At 63.1% G+C, this 15,301-nt stretch carries 18 protein-coding genes and 1 tRNA gene; 17 read left to right on the forward strand and 2 right to left on the reverse strand.

The features are described from left to right. The first annotated feature begins 26 nt into the window (after positions 1–26). From ABW22_RS14495 to ABW22_RS14515, 5 genes are read left to right on the forward strand one after another with little or no spacing between them, the layout of a single operon-like run. Positions 27–296 (forward strand): hypothetical protein, encoded by a 270-nt coding sequence (locus ABW22_RS14495; RefSeq protein ID WP_059758268.1) that lies wholly within the window; start codon positions 27–29, stop codon positions 294–296. Then, on the forward strand, positions 293–742 hold the full coding sequence (locus tag ABW22_RS14500; protein ID WP_059758270.1) for a hypothetical protein: 450 nt from the start codon (positions 293–295) through the stop codon (positions 740–742). The genes ABW22_RS14495 and ABW22_RS14500 overlap by 4 nt, the downstream gene beginning before the upstream one ends. Positions 743–752: 10 nt before the next feature. Then, positions 753–1,292 carry a virion core protein, T7 gp14 family gene (locus ABW22_RS14505; RefSeq protein WP_059758273.1) on the forward strand — a complete coding sequence of 180 codons (540 nt, stop codon included), beginning with the start codon at positions 753–755 and terminating at the stop codon, positions 1,290–1,292. Continuing rightward, positions 1,292–1,681, forward strand: coding sequence for a hypothetical protein (locus tag ABW22_RS14510; RefSeq protein WP_059758276.1), 390 nt, complete (start codon positions 1,292–1,294; stop codon positions 1,679–1,681). Before ABW22_RS14505 ends, ABW22_RS14510 begins: the two co-directional genes overlap by 1 nt. Positions 1,682–1,686: 5 nt before the next feature. Then, a complete protein-coding gene (locus ABW22_RS14515) occupies positions 1,687–2,205 on the forward strand; it encodes a terminase small subunit (protein ID WP_059758638.1) in 519 nt (172 codons plus the stop codon). 437 nt (positions 2,206–2,642) lie between these two features. Here ABW22_RS14515 and ABW22_RS14520 read toward each other — a convergent pair. Beyond that, positions 2,643–2,732 (reverse strand) — tRNA-Ser (locus ABW22_RS14520). Between the two features lie 235 nt (positions 2,733–2,967). Between ABW22_RS14520 and ABW22_RS14525 the strand changes: the two genes are divergently transcribed. Beyond that, positions 2,968–4,476, forward strand: coding sequence for a hypothetical protein (locus ABW22_RS14525; protein WP_237763363.1), 1,509 nt, complete (start codon positions 2,968–2,970; stop codon positions 4,474–4,476). Between the two features lie 168 nt (positions 4,477–4,644). On the opposite strand, the gene ABW22_RS14530 is transcribed toward ABW22_RS14525, so the two are convergent. Then, entirely contained in the window at positions 4,645–5,178 is a 534-nt protein-coding gene (locus ABW22_RS14530) for an NUDIX hydrolase (protein ID WP_059758278.1), read from the reverse strand. 134 nt (positions 5,179–5,312) lie between these two features. Between ABW22_RS14530 and ABW22_RS14535 the strand changes: the two genes are divergently transcribed. The 11 genes from ABW22_RS14535 (at position 5,313) to ABW22_RS14585 (ending at position 15,259) form a co-directional block, all read left to right on the forward strand. Continuing rightward, positions 5,313–6,356, forward strand: a complete 1,044-nt coding sequence (locus tag ABW22_RS14535; protein ID WP_059758280.1) for an AAA family ATPase — start codon at positions 5,313–5,315, stop codon at positions 6,354–6,356. Between the two features lie 153 nt (positions 6,357–6,509). Then, a complete protein-coding gene (locus tag ABW22_RS14540) occupies positions 6,510–7,763 on the forward strand; it encodes a DUF2201 family putative metallopeptidase (protein ID WP_059758281.1) in 1,254 nt (417 codons plus the stop codon). Between the two features lie 136 nt (positions 7,764–7,899). Beyond that, entirely contained in the window at positions 7,900–8,751 is an 852-nt protein-coding gene (locus tag ABW22_RS14545) for an Hsp33 family molecular chaperone HslO (protein ID WP_059758284.1), read from the forward strand. A gap of 89 nt (positions 8,752–8,840) precedes the next feature. Next, positions 8,841–9,143, forward strand: a complete 303-nt coding sequence (locus tag ABW22_RS14550; RefSeq protein WP_237763364.1) for a hypothetical protein — start codon at positions 8,841–8,843, stop codon at positions 9,141–9,143. A 219-nt stretch (positions 9,144–9,362) separates the two neighbouring features. Then, positions 9,363–11,108: a GspE/PulE family protein gene (locus ABW22_RS14555; RefSeq protein ID WP_059758287.1), complete on the forward strand. Its 1,746-nt coding sequence runs from the start codon at positions 9,363–9,365 to the stop codon at positions 11,106–11,108. Continuing rightward, complete coding sequence (locus tag ABW22_RS14560) at positions 11,108–12,334, forward strand: type II secretion system F family protein (protein ID WP_059758291.1); 1,227 nt, start codon at positions 11,108–11,110, stop codon at positions 12,332–12,334. Before ABW22_RS14555 ends, ABW22_RS14560 begins: the two co-directional genes overlap by 1 nt. A gap of 119 nt (positions 12,335–12,453) precedes the next feature. After that, positions 12,454–12,990: a type II secretion system protein gene (locus ABW22_RS18355; protein ID WP_059758294.1), complete on the forward strand. Its 537-nt coding sequence runs from the start codon at positions 12,454–12,456 to the stop codon at positions 12,988–12,990. Between the two features lie 12 nt (positions 12,991–13,002). After that, entirely contained in the window at positions 13,003–13,470 is a 468-nt protein-coding gene (locus ABW22_RS14570) for a pilus assembly FimT family protein (RefSeq protein ID WP_082708910.1), read from the forward strand. Then, positions 13,463–14,017, forward strand: a complete 555-nt coding sequence (locus ABW22_RS14575; RefSeq protein ID WP_059758301.1) for a prepilin-type N-terminal cleavage/methylation domain-containing protein — start codon at positions 13,463–13,465, stop codon at positions 14,015–14,017. Before ABW22_RS14570 ends, ABW22_RS14575 begins: the two co-directional genes overlap by 8 nt. Then, positions 14,001–14,825, forward strand: coding sequence for a prepilin-type N-terminal cleavage/methylation domain-containing protein (locus ABW22_RS14580; RefSeq protein WP_059758303.1), 825 nt, complete (start codon positions 14,001–14,003; stop codon positions 14,823–14,825). Before ABW22_RS14575 ends, ABW22_RS14580 begins: the two co-directional genes overlap by 17 nt. Next, complete coding sequence (locus ABW22_RS14585) at positions 14,822–15,259, forward strand: hypothetical protein (protein ID WP_059758306.1); 438 nt, start codon at positions 14,822–14,824, stop codon at positions 15,257–15,259. Before ABW22_RS14580 ends, ABW22_RS14585 begins: the two co-directional genes overlap by 4 nt. Positions 15,260–15,301 lie beyond the last annotated feature (42 nt).

Below are 15,301 nucleotides of genomic sequence, written 5' to 3' on the forward strand. Positions count from 1 at the left end.
GCCCACGCAGACACTCAGGAGTCGCAATGACGATCAGCAGCACCACCCGCAAGGCGGGACCGTTTGATGGCAACAACGTCTTGGACGCTTTTCCGTTCGCCTTCAAGGTGTTTGCCGACTCCGATGTGGTCGTGGTCAAGACCGACCCGGACGATATTGAAACCACGCTGACCCTGACCACCGACTACACGGTCAGCCTCAACGCCGACCAGGACACCAGCCCCGGCGGCCACGGTTACGCTGCCCTCGGCGCTGGCGACCACCGCCGGCAAGTTGAAGACGAGGAACGGAAATGACAAGCGCTGACCTGCAGCACGACCTCAACCTCACCATCGCCCATGTTGTTGGCCAGGGCGTGGTTGCCATTTCTGCCGGCTTCGAGATTCACCTGGCAGTCAATTGCCACCCCGGCGGGCAGTCCTTCGATGGAAGTTGCTGGGTGCGTAATCCTGCAGGCGATCTGCCCGAGTCCCTTCGGCGTTCGGTAGCCGTCGCCGGGTGCCTGTCCTCGCTGGCATTCAATCGCGGCGCGCCGGAAGAAATAGAACCGGTGGAGGCGTTCGGCAAATTGCAATCAGGTGAGCTTGCACTGTCGGAGACAGACGCCGCCATGGCGGAGGGCCTGACTCTGTCCGACGTGGCTTTCGCCCTCGATGTGCTGAACGGTCGCTGGGCAATCGTCGTCGATGAGGTGGAGCGCATGTCGCCCCACATTCTGAACAACACCATTCAAACTCACTAAGGGGAAAACCATGAGCGCAGCCAATATATCACTCGGAATGCAGACTGCCGGCGCTGTGTCCGGCGCCATCGGTGGCTTCTACTCGGCCAAGATGAGCAAGAACCAGCTCGCGTTCGAGGCCGACATGTCGCGCATCAACGCGCGCATCGCCGAACTCGGGGCGCGCACGGCGCTGGACAACGGGCAGAAGCAGGTCGCCGGCCTCACTATGCAGGCCGGGCAACTCAAGAGCCGCCAGCGCGCATCAATGGCCGCCAACGGCATCGACCTGGGCGAAGGCAGCGCCGCCGAGATCCAGGCGTCGACCGAGATCATGAAGGAAATCGACAAGAACACGCTCGAAGCCAACGCCGTCAGGAGCGCGTGGGGCTACCGCACCGAAGCCGCCAACCTGCAAAGCAGCGCGATGATGAAGGAAGGCAGCGCCGCCGGCATCAGCCCGGCAATGGTAGGCGCGTCTTCGCTGATGACCGGCGCCAGCAAGGTGGCGTCTTCGTGGTACGGGAAGTCTACTTCGGATCAAATCAGAGCGTTTCTGGCCGAGAAGTGATGGCGCAACTTCGCACCATTGCCGTCAACGAGCGCGGTCTCTGTATAGGCGACTCACACCACAACGCGCGGTACTCTGATCGAGAAACACTTCATGTGCTGGAAATGCGGACGAAGGAAAGAGTTGCGGTGATGGACATGACTAAAAGTACGGTTGCCTGCGTGTGTAAGGCGACCAGGCGCTGCCAGATTGCGGCGGCATGGAAGAAGATCGTGAGGGGGTTAGACATGAAGAAATCAACAAAGGCGCTTGTGTTTTGTTTTTTTGCTGGACTAGTCGGATATGGACTGATGCCGTTTTTCACTGATAGCGGGTGGGACATTGTTCCGTTCATCTTTGCTTGGGTGTGTCTGGCGGCTGCTGGTGCCAATGAATGGCGGGGCGGGTGAAGCAAATGCTGACACCAAAACAGGCGCGATTCGCCGACGAGTACATCGTGGATTTAAACGCAACGCAGGCCGCGATACGGGCCGGGTATTCATCCAAGCGGGCAGATGCGACCGGATATGAAAACCTGAGAAAACCCGAGATAGCGGCGGCTTTGAAGGAACGCATGGATAAACGTGCAGAGCGCACGCAGATCAACGCCGATTGGATGCTCAAGCGCCTGGCCCAGGACGCGACCGCCGACCTTGCTGAGATTTACGACCCGAACGGCAACCTGCTGCCGGTCGGGTCTTGGCCGATGGCCTGGCGCACTGGTCTGGTGGCCGGCATAGACACGGCGCATGAGCGCGACGGGACGGACGACGAAGGCAAGCCCACCTTCGTCACCGTGCGCAAGGTGAGGCTGGCTGACCGCACCAAGCTGCTGGAACTGATCGGCAAGCACATTGATGTCGGCGCGTTCAAGGATAGGATCGAACACAGCGGCAAGATCGGGTTGGAGTCACTGATAGCCGATGGCGAGTAAGGCCGACGAAGCCCGCGGCTCTGATGTGGGCCGGCGCTGCGGACGCCCTGGCGATCACCTCCGCCATTCCTGTGCTGGTGAGCGAGCGAGTTGAGCCGCGAAGCAGTGATCGATGTTCTGGTGTTGGATGGGTGAAGGGTATCAACCGGGTGGATTTATCGCCGTGGCGGCCATCCTGACGGGGCGCTAAACTGGCAGCGGGCGATGGTAAGGACGCGCCCATCTTTTGGAGCGATCTATGACAACTGGCACGCCGAAGAACGAGCTGAGATTGGCCGGTTCGTATGGGGGAAATTGACTGGCTCGCACGAGAGCGCCCGCCCCTGGCTGAAAAAGTGCTACTCAAGTGACATGTTTCCCCAGCGCGCCGACAGTGGTGGGCGTGATGGTGGGTTTTTACACGCTACACTTTTAAGTTATTGTTTTTATTGATGTTCTGGCGGAGGCGGTGAGATTCGAACTCACGGATGGCTTGCACCATCGCCGGTTTTCAAGACCGGTGCCTTAAACCGCTCGGCCACACCTCCACGGCGCGAATTGTAGCGGGTTCGCCCCGCCTTGTGAGAGACAAGCTGCGCGCCGGGAAGGATTGACGCGGCTTCAACAGGGGGTGTCGGGTTTTCGTTAATCCGCCAGGACGCAGCTGCAGGCAGGAATTGCAAACCCGAACAAAACCAATGCGTTGAAATAAACGCGCTACGGGCATGGGTTTGGCACAAATGGTGCTGGTCAGCAGTCATCCGCAACAAGTTGATGCCAGCCATGCCCGATCTTTTCGATATGTTGAGTACGATCGCCCGCCGCAGAAAAGCCGCAGGGGGTTCGCCATTTTCCACGGTGAAAGCCACCGAGAAATGGCTGGAAGCCTTGCCTGCGGATTCGGATTACGACGCACATCATGTGCTGGTCGAAGGGCTGGAACGCTTTAATGCGGAAAATGAAGCGGCCTCGCTCAGCCGCATGAAATCGTTGATGAAGATGGAAGAGGCGGGCCTGCCCTTGCAGCTGCGCATCGTCGAACAATATGTGCGCAACCAGGCATCGTTTCGCCTGGCACGTCAGGCCTTGTGGCGCGAATCGTGGGTGTTCTGGTCGCTGCTGGCGGAGGCCTGGCTTGGCATGTTGAAGGGGGCCTATCGTGGTCCGGCCAGTGCGGAAATCAAGCCCTTTGCCGCCGAGATTGCCGCCCGCGCGCTGCGCTACGCCGGTCTGGTCATGCGCTGGGACTATCATCAGGCGCGCGATCCGGCCGGGTCTGCCTGGCGCCGTGTGCACAAGATCTACCGCCTGGCCGAGCGCGATGGTTTTGCCACGCAGACGGTGCAGATCAATGCGCGCTCCACTCACTGCGCACGCGAATACACGCTGGTGGTGCTGATGGGGCTGGCGCATCCGCTGGGCTACCGCACGCAGGAAATCGAAACCATTGCGCAGATTTTCGAGGGCTACGAGCCGTTGTCCCTGCCCGCAGCCGTGCCGCAGCGCGAGGTGCACACGCACGTGGTGGACCTGTCGCTGAGCGAGGGGGCCTGCGTGCTGGACGATGACTGGGTACAGGGGCGTCGTCTGCGTTACCTGGCCCTGCGTCCGCTGATCGATTATCTGAAATCGCTCGATCGATCCTCGGCTGCGGAGGGGGATAACGGACTCACCCAGCAGGTGGCGAGCCTGATCGAACGCGGCGGTATCCGCCGCAACCGTCAACGCACGCACCGCTTCGGCCGGGTGTGGGTGGCGGCGGGGATGGACAACATCCTGGCAGCCCTGGCCCACCCCGATGCGGCCAGGTCATACCCGGCCCTGGAGCCGTGGATGCTGCGCGACGAGAGCACGGAGGGCATGGGCTTTGCGCTGCCTGCGGCGTCGACGCTGCCGCATGGCCGCCTGGTGGCCGTGACTTGGGATCCGTCGGAGAATATCTGGCAGTTGCTGGCGATCCGCTGGAATCGCGAGGAAGACGGCCAGCACCTGGTCGGCGCGCAGCGCCTCTCACGCCACCCCAAGCGGGTGGAAATCTATTTCGAGCCGGATGGGCAAGGTGGGGCGCAGGACAAGACCTGGGCCGTGTTCATTCCGATGACCCATCTCGACCAAGGGGGGAGCAACCTGCTGATTCCAAAGACGCATTACCGCCTGGGCGCGCCGCTGATGCTGCGCGACGGCGACATGCTCTATCGCCTGCGGCTGGGCGAGGTGCAGGAAAGCCACGAAGGCTGGCTGCGCGTGAGGATGGATGTGATGGGGCGGGAGCAGTTCGCCGTCGCCGCCTGAGGCCGCACTTGATTGAACCTGAATTCCTCACCACAGAGGCACAGAGAAAGGCGAGAAAATAATGGCTTGTCCGTGGACGGACATTCACCAAAGGGTGTGGCATCAAACTGTGACGCCCCCTTGTTTTTCCTCCGTGTCTCTGTGCCTCTGTGGTTCCAGCTTGAAAGTTCAGCGCGTGCGGATATCGCCGAAATGAAAGTCGAATGAGCCGGTGCGGCGGTCGCTGAAATACTGCTCCAGCGTGGCGCGCACGGTGCGGAAGGCGATTTCGTCCCAGGGGATTTCGGCTTCGGTGAACAGCCGGGTTTCCAGCGATTCGATGCCGGGCTGAAAATCAAGATCCAGCAACCGGGCGCGGAACATCAAGTACACCTGATTGATGTGCGGCAGGTTGAACAAGGTATACAAGCCGCCGATTTCGATGCGCGCCCCGGCTTCTTCCCAGGTTTCGCGCGCGGCACCCTCGAGCGTGGTTTCGCCGTTTTCCATAAAGCCGGCAGGCAGCGTCCACAGCCCGTACTTGGGTTCGATGGCGCGGCGGCACAGCAGCACCTTGTCTTCCCATTCCGGGATGCAGCCGACCACCATTTTGGGGTTCTGGTAATGGATGGTGCCGCAGCCGGGGCACACATGGCGCGGCAGGTGGTCGCCTTCGAGCACGCGCAGCGCCACGGCGCTGCCACATTCACTGCAAAATTTCATGCTGCTTCCATTTCAGTCCGGGTCGCTCCACGGTAACAAAATCCCCCCACCTCGATCAAGGACGATACCTTCCGGCTGGAACCCAAGCGCGCGAGCGATTATCATTCAAGACCCTACCGTTGTTCTGATTGTCCATGCGTCCCTCTCACATCGAAACCATCCTTGACCGCGAATTTGAAAGCGCCGCCGACGGCTACCACACGCCGGTGATGCTGTGGGGCCCGCCAGGGGTCGGCAAGTCGCAGATCGTCGCCAAGATTGCCCAGCGGCACGGCGTGCCGCTGATCGACATCCGCCTGTCGCAGATGGAGCCGACCGACCTGCGCGGCATTCCTTTCCGCAGCGGCCAGTTGGTCGAATGGTCGATCCCCTCGATGCTGCCCGATGCCGAACGCCATGGCCCGTCGGGCATCCTGTTCCTCGATGAAATCACCTCGGCGCCGCCCACCGTGTCGGCCGCGGCCTACCAGTTGATTCTCGACCGCCGCCTGGGCGAATACACGGTGCCCGACGGCTGGGTGATCTTCGCCGCCGGCAACCGCCAGGGCGACCGCGGCGTGACCTACGCGATGCCGGCACCGCTGGCCAATCGCTTCACCCATTATGAAGTCGAGGTGAATCTGGACGACTGGGTGGACTGGGCGCACAGCGAGGACATCGACCCGCGGGTGATCGCTTTCCTGCGCTTCCGCCCTGATCTGCTGTTCAGCTTTGACCCGGCGCACACGCCGATTGCCTTCCCCAGCCCGCGTTCCTGGGAATTTTCCCACCGCGCGCTGCAGAAATTCGACCGCACCGAATTGCTCGCCGACGCGCTGATGGCCTGCGTCGGCCAGTCGGCCGGGCTGGAGCTGAAAACCTTTGTCGACAACATGGCGCAGATGCCGGACATCGACGCCATCATCGCCGGCGAAATGGCCGAGGTGCCCAATGGCATCGACTTGCAGTACGGCGTTGCCGCCGCGCTGGTTCGGCGCGCCCTGCAGGCCGCCGACAGCGGCAATGCCGTCGCGGTGTACGGCAACATCCTCAGATACGCGCAGCGCTTTCCGCAGCGTGAAATGGGCGTGATGCTGGTGAGCGACCTCCACCGTGCGGTAGGCCGTCCGCTGTTCGCCGTGCCGGCGTTTGCCGAGTGGGCCAACAGCATCACCGACCTGGTTCTGTATGAGCATTGATCCTGAAAACCGAAGTTGAACCACAAAGACACAGAGGAAAGCCAATGAATTGCAAGACGTTGAAGGCCCATCCGGCAGATGAAATGAATGCCTTTGTTTCATCGGTTTTCTCCGTGTCTCTGTGCCTCTGTGGTGAGGAATTTGGGTTGATCAATGGCTGAGCAACCTGACGCCCTGCAGCCGATCCTCACCAAGCTTTCGGCTGCGCGCACCCGCCTCATCATGGAGCGCCCCTTCCTCGGCGCGCTGGTGATGCACCTGCCGCTGAAGGTCGGCGGCGAGTGGTGCACCACCACCGGAACCGACGCGCAGGCGTTCTATTTCAATCCCGGCTTCGTCGAGAATCTGTCGCTGGCGCAGACTCAGTTTGTGCTGGCGCACGAGGCGATGCACTGCGCCATGGGCCACCCGCACCGCCGCAACCACCGGGTGAAGCGGCGCTGGGACGTGGCCTGCGACCATGCAGTCAACCTGATTTTGATCGAGGAAGGCCTGAAGCCGCCGCTGCACGGCATCCTCGCCGACCAGAATTTCATGACGCTGTCGGCGGAGGAAATCTACCCGCTGATTCCCGAGGACACGCCGGAAGAATCTTTCGATCAGCACCTGTTCGACAGCGACAACGAATCGGGCGCCAGTCCCGACAAGAACCAGCGCCAGGACGATCCCGACGCCGGCGAAGCGGGTGGCCAGGGCAAGGAAGGCCAGAGCGAGGCCAAGGAGAAGCAGGGCAGCGGCAGCCAGGCCTCGCAGAAGCCGAACGAACTGTCGCCCGCCGAACGCGAGGAACTCGCCGAGCAGTGGAAGAACCGCCTCGCCGCCGCCGCCCAGGCCGCGCGCCAGGCCGGCAAGCTGTCGCAATCGATGATGCGCTGGGTCGACGGCCTCCTGGCGCCCAGCCTGCCGTGGCGCGCGCTGCTGGCGCGCTTCTTCGCGGTCAACCAGCGCGACGATTATTCGTGGCGGCGGCCGTCGCGGCGCGAAGGCGACGCGCTGCTGCCGCGCCTGTCGAGCGAAGGGCTGGAAGTCGTCGCCGCGATCGACACCAGCGGTTCGATCAGCGACGACGAACTGCGCCAGTTCGTTACCGAGCTCGACGCGCTGAAAGGCCAGGTGCGCGCGCGCGTGACCCTGCTGGCGTGTGACAACCATGTGGCCGAAGCCGCGCCGTGGGAGTTCGAGCCGTGGGACACCATGGAGCTTCCCGCCGAACTTTCAGGCGGCGGCGGCACCGATTTCCGCCCGGTGTTCGACTGGGTCGAGCATGAAAACCGCAGCCCCAACATGCTGGTGTATTTCACCGACGCCGAAGGCGATTTCCCCAAGATCCCGCCGAATTACCCGGTGATCTGGCTGGTCAAGGGCAAGGGTGCGGTGCCCTGGGGCGAACGGGTGCAGCTCAATTGAACGCAAAAACAGCTTTGAACCACAGAGAACACAGAGGAAAACCAATGGGTCGCAGAATACTGAAGCCTCACCCCGGTAAGCCCTTTTTTCTTTTGTTTTCTCTGTGCCTCCGTGCCTCTGTGGTGATGGGTTTGGTTTGAAGCCTGCCGACCCCCAGCCCAACCGCGTGCGCAGTTTTTTGTTCGAACAACTCGACATCCGCGGCGCCTGGGTGCAACTGGGCCCCGCCTGGCGCGAGATGATCGCGGGGCGCGATTACCCCGAACCGGTCGTCGAGCTCCTGGGCCAGCTGGCGGGAGTGGCCACGCTGATCACCGCCAACCTCAAGCAGGCGGGGCGCCTGACCTTTCAGCTGCGCGGCGAAGGGGCAGTGTCGCTGCTGGTGATGGACTGCGACGAGCAGCTGCACCTGCGCGGCATGGCGCGCACCGCCTCGGAACTCTCCGCGGGCAGCCTGCCGGCCCTGCTGGGCGACGGCGCGCTGACCCTCACCCTCGACACCGCCGGCATGCGCCAGCCCTACCAGAGCCATGTGCCGCTGCAGGGCGATACCGTGGCGGCGGTGTTCGAGCATTACCTGACACAGTCCGAGCAGACCCCCACCCGCCTGTGGCTGGCCGCCAACCACGAGACCGCTGCGGGCCTGTTCCTGCAGGCGCTGCCGGGCGCTGCCGAGCGCGATGCCGATGGCTGGAACCGGGTGCAGATCCTGGCCGATACCGTGCGGGCGGATGAGCTGCTCGGCCTCGGCTCGATCAAGCTGATCGAGCGGCTGTTCCCCGAAGAGGGCGTGCGCGTGTTCGATCCGCGCCCGGTCAGCTATCACTGCCCGTATGATTCGGGCAAGATCGAGGCCATGCTGCGCGGCATTGGGCGCGCCGAATGCGAGTCTATCCTCGCCGAGCACGGCGAAATCCGGGTGCACGACGATGTCTGCAACCATGAATATGTGTTGGATACGGAGGCCGTGGCCGCGCTTTTCAAGTGACACGATCCCGGCGTGTCTCCTGGAATGCCCGTTTAGGAATGTAGGAGCGGTTGGTGCTGGTGGACAATTCGGGTTGCATGAAAGGATGCATGATGCGGACAGGATGGATGGCGTTGGGACTGTTGGCTTTGTCGACCGCTGCGCTGGCCGATGAGGGGCGCGCAGCGGTCGGACGGTACGAGGCCCTGCCGCTGGCCGGCGCAGACGGGGGCAAGGGCGGCGCGCGGGCGTTCATCCTCGATACCCGCGACGGCCATGTCTGGATCTGGAGCGAAAACGAACTCATCACCGCGCCGGATGGCCGCCGCCGCTACGGCGCCGGCTTTATCTACCAGGGCAAACTGCGCCCCGGCAGCCAGCCTGGCGAAATGATCGAACAGCAGGGCCGATGAGCTGATCTCCCGTCCCCTTTTGCCCGGCGTGATTACGGGCGCAAATCGCGGCGAGGGCGCCGGTGCGTGGTTGTTGCCGCTTCAGCGGCTTTACAACCACGGCCTACCCCTTGCGGGTGCTCCTACAACGGCGTTTTGCCCCCATGGACTATCAGTTTTAAAGCTGGCGCCCGATAAGGCCGATAAGTGCTCATTCTTACGAGCCGCCCCGAGAACAACATGCTGACAGAGTCCGCCACGCCCACCGAAACCAAGCAGCCAGCACGCCAGAAAATCCGCCTGGGCGACCTGCTCGTCGAGCAGAAAGTCATTTCCAGCGCTGATCTGGACATTGCGCTGACCGCGCAGAAAAAGAGCGGACGGCGGCTGGGCCGCATCATTGTCGAAAGCGGGCTGGCGGGAGAAAACGACATTGCCCAGGCGCTGGCGCGACAACTCGCGATTCCGTTCGTCGACCTCAGAAAATTCAGCCCGGACGCGTCCATTCTGCAACTGCTGCCGGAAACGCAGGCGCGGCGTTTCCGTGCCATGCCGCTGGCGCGACGGGACGGCAGCATTTTCGTCGGCATGGCCGACCCGACCGACCTGTTTGCCTACGATGAGGTGGCCCGGCTGTTCCAGGAAGGCATCCAGCTCGCCGTGGTCGCGGAGGGCGACCTGCTGGCGGCCATCGACCGGCTCTACCGGCGCACTGACGATATCCATGGCCTGACCGAGGAACTCGCGCGCGACATGGGCGAGAGCGAGGCCAGCATCATCGGCCTGGAGGCGCTGGGCGAAGGGCAGGCCGATGCGCCGGTGGTGCGCTTGCTGCAGACGGTGTTCGAGGATGCCCTGCAGGTGGGTGCATCCGACGTGCACATCGAGCCGCAGGAAAAGCACCTGGCGATCCGCTTCCGCATCGATGGCATGCTGCATCCACAGACCCAGGCCGATCTCAAGATTGCGCCGGCGCTGGCCTTGCGCCTGAAGATCGTGTCCGGGCTGGATATTTCGGAAAAGCGCCTGCCGCAGGACGGGCGTTTTGCGGTCAAGGTGCGCGGCCGCACCGTCGATGTGCGCCTGTCCACCATGCCGACGCAATACGGCGAGTCGGTGGTGATGCGGCTCTTGAGCCAGGGCGACACCCCCCTGACCCTCGATACCCTGGGGATGCCGCCCGCCATGCTCGAGCGCTTCCGCGCCATCCTGCATCGGCCCAACGGCCTGGTGCTGGTCACCGGCCCCACCGGCAGCGGCAAGACCACCACCCTCTACGCTGCGCTGGGCGAACTCAATGAGCCGGGCACCAAGATCATCACGGTGGAGGACCCGGTGGAGTACCGACTGGCTGGCGTCAACCAGGTGCAGGCCAACGAAAAGATCGACCTCAGTTTTTCCCGGGTGCTGCGCGCCATCCTGCGCCAGGACCCGGACGTCATCCTGGTCGGCGAAATGCGTGATCCGGACACCGCGCAGATCGCGCTCAGGGCCGCCATGACGGGCCATCTGGTGCTGTCCACGCTGCACACCAACGACGCGGCATCCACCCCGGTGCGCCTGCTCGACATGGGCGTCCCCGCCTTCATGGTGGCGACTTCGGTGCAGGGCGTGCTGGCGCAGCGGCTGGTGCGCAAGGTGTGCGGGAACTGCAAGGCGCCGCATAGTATTACGCCGCAGGAACGGGTCTGGCTCGGACGGGCGCATGCCGACGATCAAACCGAAGCAGCGTACGTCGCGGGACAGGGTTGTGATCGTTGCCATGGCACCGGGTATGCCGGGCGGCGCGCCATTCATGAGTTGCTCGAAATCAATACCGTGCTGGCCGAAAGCCTGGCCCGCAACAGCCCCGCCGAATTCGTCGCGGCCGCGCGTTCGTCCATGGCCGGCCATGGCCTGCGCGATCAGGCCATTGCGCTGGCACGCACCGGCGTGACGTCACTGGCCGAGGCCATGCGGGCAAGCGCCCAGGATGAGACAAGCTGATGCAGCGCTTTGCGTATACCGGCCGCACCCAGGGCGGCGAAAAAATGCAGGGCTTCCTCGAGGCCGACAGCGCGGCCGATTGTGCGACCAGCCTGATGCGGGGGGGTATTTCGCCCGTCACCATCCAGGAAACCAGCCAATCCGAGCGCCGTAATGGCGGATCAGGCGGCCTGAGCCTGTTTGCACCCACCGTCAAGCCCATCGACGTGCAATTGTTCTCGCGCCAGCTCTATACGCTGATGCGTTCCGGCGTTCCCATCCTGCGGTCGCTGTCGGGCCTCATCGAGTCGACCACCAACGCCGCGCTTGCGCGGGTGATCACCTCCCTGAAGGAATCGCTCGAAGCCGGGCGCGATCTGTCGACCGCCATGCGCCAGCATCCCGAGGTATTCACCCCGTTCTACGTCGCGATGGTGCGGGTAGGCGAGGCGACCGGGCGCCTGGATGAAATCTTCCTGCGGATGTTCGAACACCTCGAATTCGAACGCGAAACCCGCGCCCGCATCAAGGAAGCCTTGCGCTATCCGAGCTTCGTCATGATTGCCATGGTGGTCGCAGTCGCGGTGATCAATGTGTTCGTCATCCCGGCCTTTGCCAAGGTCTACGCCGGCCTCGGCGCCGAACTGCCGCTGATGACGAGAATCCTCATCGAAACCTCGCGCATCACCCTGGCCTATGGCTGGTTCATGCTGGCGGGCCTGGTGCTGGCGGTGGCAGGGTTCCGCGTGTGGTGCGCCACCGACGCTGGACGCCTGATATGGGACCGCTTCAAGCTCAGATTGCCGCTCACCGGTTCGATCATCCAGCGCAGCACCCTCGCCCGTTTTGCCCGTACCTTTGCGCTGTCCCTGAAAAGCGGCATTCCCGCGGCGCAGGCGCTCTCGGTGGTGGCCGAAGTCACCGACAATGCCTGGATCGCCTCGCGCGTCGAGCAGATGCGCAACGGCATCGAGCGCGGCGAATCCATCCTGCGAACCGCGCAGACCGCGGCCGTGTTCAACCCCGTGGTGCTGCAGATGATTGCCGTCGGCGAGGAAACCGGCAGCGTCGACGAACTCATGCAGGAAGTCGCCGACATGTACGAGCGCGAGGTGGACTACGAAATCAAGACGCTCGCCGCCCGCATCGAACCCATCGTCATCGTCGCCATGGGCGGCATCGTCCTGGTGCTGGCGCTCGGCGTGTTCCTGCCGATGTGGGATCTGGCCAGCGTGGCCATCAAATAAATATTTATCAGAAATTTGTCTTTTTATTCAAGACTCGGCGCTGTGCGCCGTAATAGCTTCCGTGGGTCGCCGCGGCGACGCTGGCAGACAAACCTCATTCCAATAAGCAGGGGAACGCAATGAAAACAAAACAGCACGGCTTCACCATGATCGAACTCATCGTCGTCATCGTCATCCTCGGCATTCTCGCCGCGGTGGCGCTGCCGCGCTTCACCAACATCTCGAAGGATGCGCGCATCGCCAAGCTCAATGCTGCGCGCGGCGCGGTGCTATCGGCTGCAGCCATGGTGCACGGTAGCGCGCTCGCGCGTGCAAGCTTGGTGGATACTGCAATCTGCGCGGCCAACGTAGGCCCTAATCCAGCTATTGCTAATAACACGTCCAACCTGTGTACCGAATCCGGCCGCGTGGCAATTGTAAACACCTATCCTGCTGGAACCTTGAACGGGATTGTTGATGCTGCTGGGTTGAGCTTGGTTTTCCCGGCCACCGCAGCGACGCTTGCTCAAGAAGGTTACGCTGCGACCGCGGTTGGGGGTGTGGCGACTATTCAGGTCACGGGTGGTACAGACGCGCCAACCTGCTCGTTTACCTATACTGCTGCAGCTGCGGGGGCTGCGCCTGTTGTAAGTGTGATAAACCGTGCGGGCTGTTGATGCACGCTGATCATGCCTAACTTGAACCGCGGCTTTAGCCGCGGTTTTACCATGGTGGAACTGATCCTGGTGATGGTCATCGCCGGCATCCTCGCGGCGGTGGCCGTGCCGCGTCTGATCGGCCGCACCAGCTTCGATACCCGCGGGTTTGCCGACCAGCTCGCCGCCACGGTGCGCTTCGCGCAGAAGCTTGCTGTTTCCCAGCGTCGCGATGTCTCCGTGCACCTGACAGCGAACGATGCCACCCTTTGTTACGACCCCATTGCCCCCTGTGCGGCCGCAAGCCAGGCACCCGGGCCGGGCGGCGAAAAGCCCTACACGGTCACAGTGCCGGGCGGGGTGACGATTGCCCCGGTTACGGTGCTGACGTTCGACAGGGGCGGGCGCCCGAACATCGCGGCCCAGCTCGATATCCAGGTCAACGGCACCGGCACGCACCATGTTCTCGTCGAGCAGGAAACAGGCTATGTGCATGACTGATCAGCGCGGCCTCAGCCTGATCGAACTGCTGGTGTTCATCGTGGTGGTGGGCATCGCGGTGACCGGGGTGTTGTCGGTCTACAGCCTGAACGCGCGTTCCAGCGCTGACCCCATGGTGCGGAAGCAGGCGCTCGCCATCGCCGAATCGCTGCTCGAAGAAGTGCTGGCCAAGCCCTACACCTATTGCGATCCGGATGATGCGGACGCCAACACGGCAAGCAGTCCTGCAGGCTGCGCGACGACGCCTGAAGGCATGGGGGCGGAAGGCGTGGAAGATCGCTATTCCAACGTCACGCCTTACGATAACGTCAACGATTACAACGGTTTTTCCATGACCGGCATCGATGATCTCACCGGCACTGCCATCGCAGGGCTGGCCGGCTACACCGCGTCTGTCCAGGTGCAGCCCGTTGCGGACTTTAATGGCATCGTCCCGGTTGTGCCCGGAGACAACGAAACCCTATTGGTGACCGTCACCGTCACCGGTCCGGGCAACCACAGCGTCAGCCTCTCCGGCTATCGCACGCGATATGCGCCCAACCTTTAATCACACCGGCTTCAGCCTGATCGAGATGATCATCGTCATCGCGATCACCGCCATCGTCGGTTCGATGGTGGCGGTATTCCTGCGTGTTCCGCTGGAAAGTTATGTCGCCCAGGACCGCCGCGCGCGCCTGACCGACACCGCCGACACCGCGCTCCGTCGCATGGCTCGGGATATCCGGCTGGCACTGCCCAACAGCGTGCGCGTCACCACGGTGGGCAGCGTGGTCTACCTGGAGTTTCTCGGCACCCGCAGCGGCGGGCGCTATCGTGCACAGGGCAACGACAATCTCGATTTCACGAATCCCGCCGGCGACGGCAGTTTCGACGTGCTGGGTCCCCCCATCGACATGCAGGCCGGCGACCGCATCGCGGTGTACAACCTCGGCATTCCCGGCGCCGACGCCTGGGCGGTTGGCACGCCTGGCGACACGCTCGCCGCCTACACCGGGCCGACGGGCAGCGTGTCCAACATCGCCATCGCGTCCAAGCAGTTTCCCCTGGCCTCGCCCGGCAACCGCTTCCAGGTCGTCGACGGGCCGGTGAGCTATGTCTGCAATCCGGGTGCCGGCACGCTCACGCGCTACTGGGGCTATGCCATTGCCGCGGCCCAGCCCACCGTGTTCGCCGCCGCCACCCCGCGGGCGCTGCTGGCCAACCGTGTCAGCGTCCCTGTCGGCTCCCCCTGCAGCTTCGACTACCAGCCCGGCGTGACCGAACGCGGCGGCCTGGTCAGCATGACGCTGAACCTGAGCCAGGCGGACGAAACCGTGCGCCTGGTTGCCACCACCCAAGTGAGCAATCAGCCATGAACCGTGTGCCGCGCACCGAGTCCGGTTTCGTCCTGCCCACCGCGATCTTCCTGCTGGTCATCCTGGCCGCGCTGGCGGCCTACATGGTGTCGCTGTCGCGCACCAGTCAACTCAGCAGTGCGCTGGACATTCAGGGGAGTCGTGCCTACCAGGCGGCGCGTGCGGGGATGGAGTGGGCGGCCTGGCAGGTGGTCAACTTTCCTGTTCCTCCGCTTAACCCTGTACCCACACCGTGTCCTCCGCCTTTTCCCGGCGCGGTTGCGCTCACTGGCACACTCACTTCATTTAATGTGGCCGTAACGTGTACTCAGACTGTGGTGCTTGATGGCGCGACTACAGTCGCGATCTATCAGATTACGTCCACGGCGACATCGGGCTTGGCCGGAGAGGTGGATTTTGTGAGTCGGCAGATTCAGGCGAGTTTTTCGAAATGATGGCGACCTGCATCATGCCAAGTGCTAAGAACTGCTTCGTGG

It is taken from the genome of Thiobacillus denitrificans (assembly GCF_001530125.1).
In the GTDB taxonomy this organism is placed as follows: domain Bacteria; phylum Pseudomonadota; class Gammaproteobacteria; order Burkholderiales; family Thiobacillaceae; genus Thiobacillus; species Thiobacillus denitrificans_C.

What these genes read in the sequence shown, in the direction of transcription:
- ABW22_RS14495 (WP_059758268.1), top strand. Translation starts at nt 27, where the DNA reads ATGACGATCAGCAGCACCACCCGCAAGGCGGGACCGTTTGATGGCAAC.
- ABW22_RS14500 (WP_059758270.1), top strand. Translation starts at nt 293, where the DNA reads ATGACAAGCGCTGACCTGCAGCACGACCTCAACCTCACCATCGCCCAT.
- ABW22_RS14505 (WP_059758273.1), top strand. Translation starts at nt 753, where the DNA reads ATGAGCGCAGCCAATATATCACTCGGAATGCAGACTGCCGGCGCTGTG.
- ABW22_RS14510 (WP_059758276.1), top strand. Translation starts at nt 1,292, where the DNA reads ATGGCGCAACTTCGCACCATTGCCGTCAACGAGCGCGGTCTCTGTATA.
- ABW22_RS14515 (WP_059758638.1), top strand. Translation starts at nt 1,687, where the DNA reads ATGCTGACACCAAAACAGGCGCGATTCGCCGACGAGTACATCGTGGAT.
- ABW22_RS14525 (WP_237763363.1), top strand. Translation starts at nt 2,968, where the DNA reads ATGCCCGATCTTTTCGATATGTTGAGTACGATCGCCCGCCGCAGAAAA.
- ABW22_RS14530 (WP_059758278.1), bottom strand. Translation starts at nt 5,178, where the DNA reads ATGAAATTTTGCAGTGAATGTGGCAGCGCCGTGGCGCTGCGCGTGCTC.
- ABW22_RS14535 (WP_059758280.1), top strand. Translation starts at nt 5,313, where the DNA reads ATGCGTCCCTCTCACATCGAAACCATCCTTGACCGCGAATTTGAAAGC.
- ABW22_RS14540 (WP_059758281.1), top strand. Translation starts at nt 6,510, where the DNA reads ATGGCTGAGCAACCTGACGCCCTGCAGCCGATCCTCACCAAGCTTTCG.
- ABW22_RS14550 (WP_237763364.1), top strand. Translation starts at nt 8,841, where the DNA reads ATGATGCGGACAGGATGGATGGCGTTGGGACTGTTGGCTTTGTCGACC.
- ABW22_RS14555 (WP_059758287.1), top strand. Translation starts at nt 9,363, where the DNA reads ATGCTGACAGAGTCCGCCACGCCCACCGAAACCAAGCAGCCAGCACGC.
- ABW22_RS14560 (WP_059758291.1), top strand. Translation starts at nt 11,108, where the DNA reads ATGCAGCGCTTTGCGTATACCGGCCGCACCCAGGGCGGCGAAAAAATG.
- ABW22_RS18355 (WP_059758294.1), top strand. Translation starts at nt 12,454, where the DNA reads ATGAAAACAAAACAGCACGGCTTCACCATGATCGAACTCATCGTCGTC.
- ABW22_RS14570 (WP_082708910.1), top strand. Translation starts at nt 13,003, where the DNA reads ATGCCTAACTTGAACCGCGGCTTTAGCCGCGGTTTTACCATGGTGGAA.
- ABW22_RS14575 (WP_059758301.1), top strand. Translation starts at nt 13,463, where the DNA reads ATGACTGATCAGCGCGGCCTCAGCCTGATCGAACTGCTGGTGTTCATC.
- ABW22_RS14580 (WP_059758303.1), top strand. Translation starts at nt 14,001, where the DNA reads ATGCGCCCAACCTTTAATCACACCGGCTTCAGCCTGATCGAGATGATC.
- ABW22_RS14585 (WP_059758306.1), top strand. Translation starts at nt 14,822, where the DNA reads ATGAACCGTGTGCCGCGCACCGAGTCCGGTTTCGTCCTGCCCACCGCG.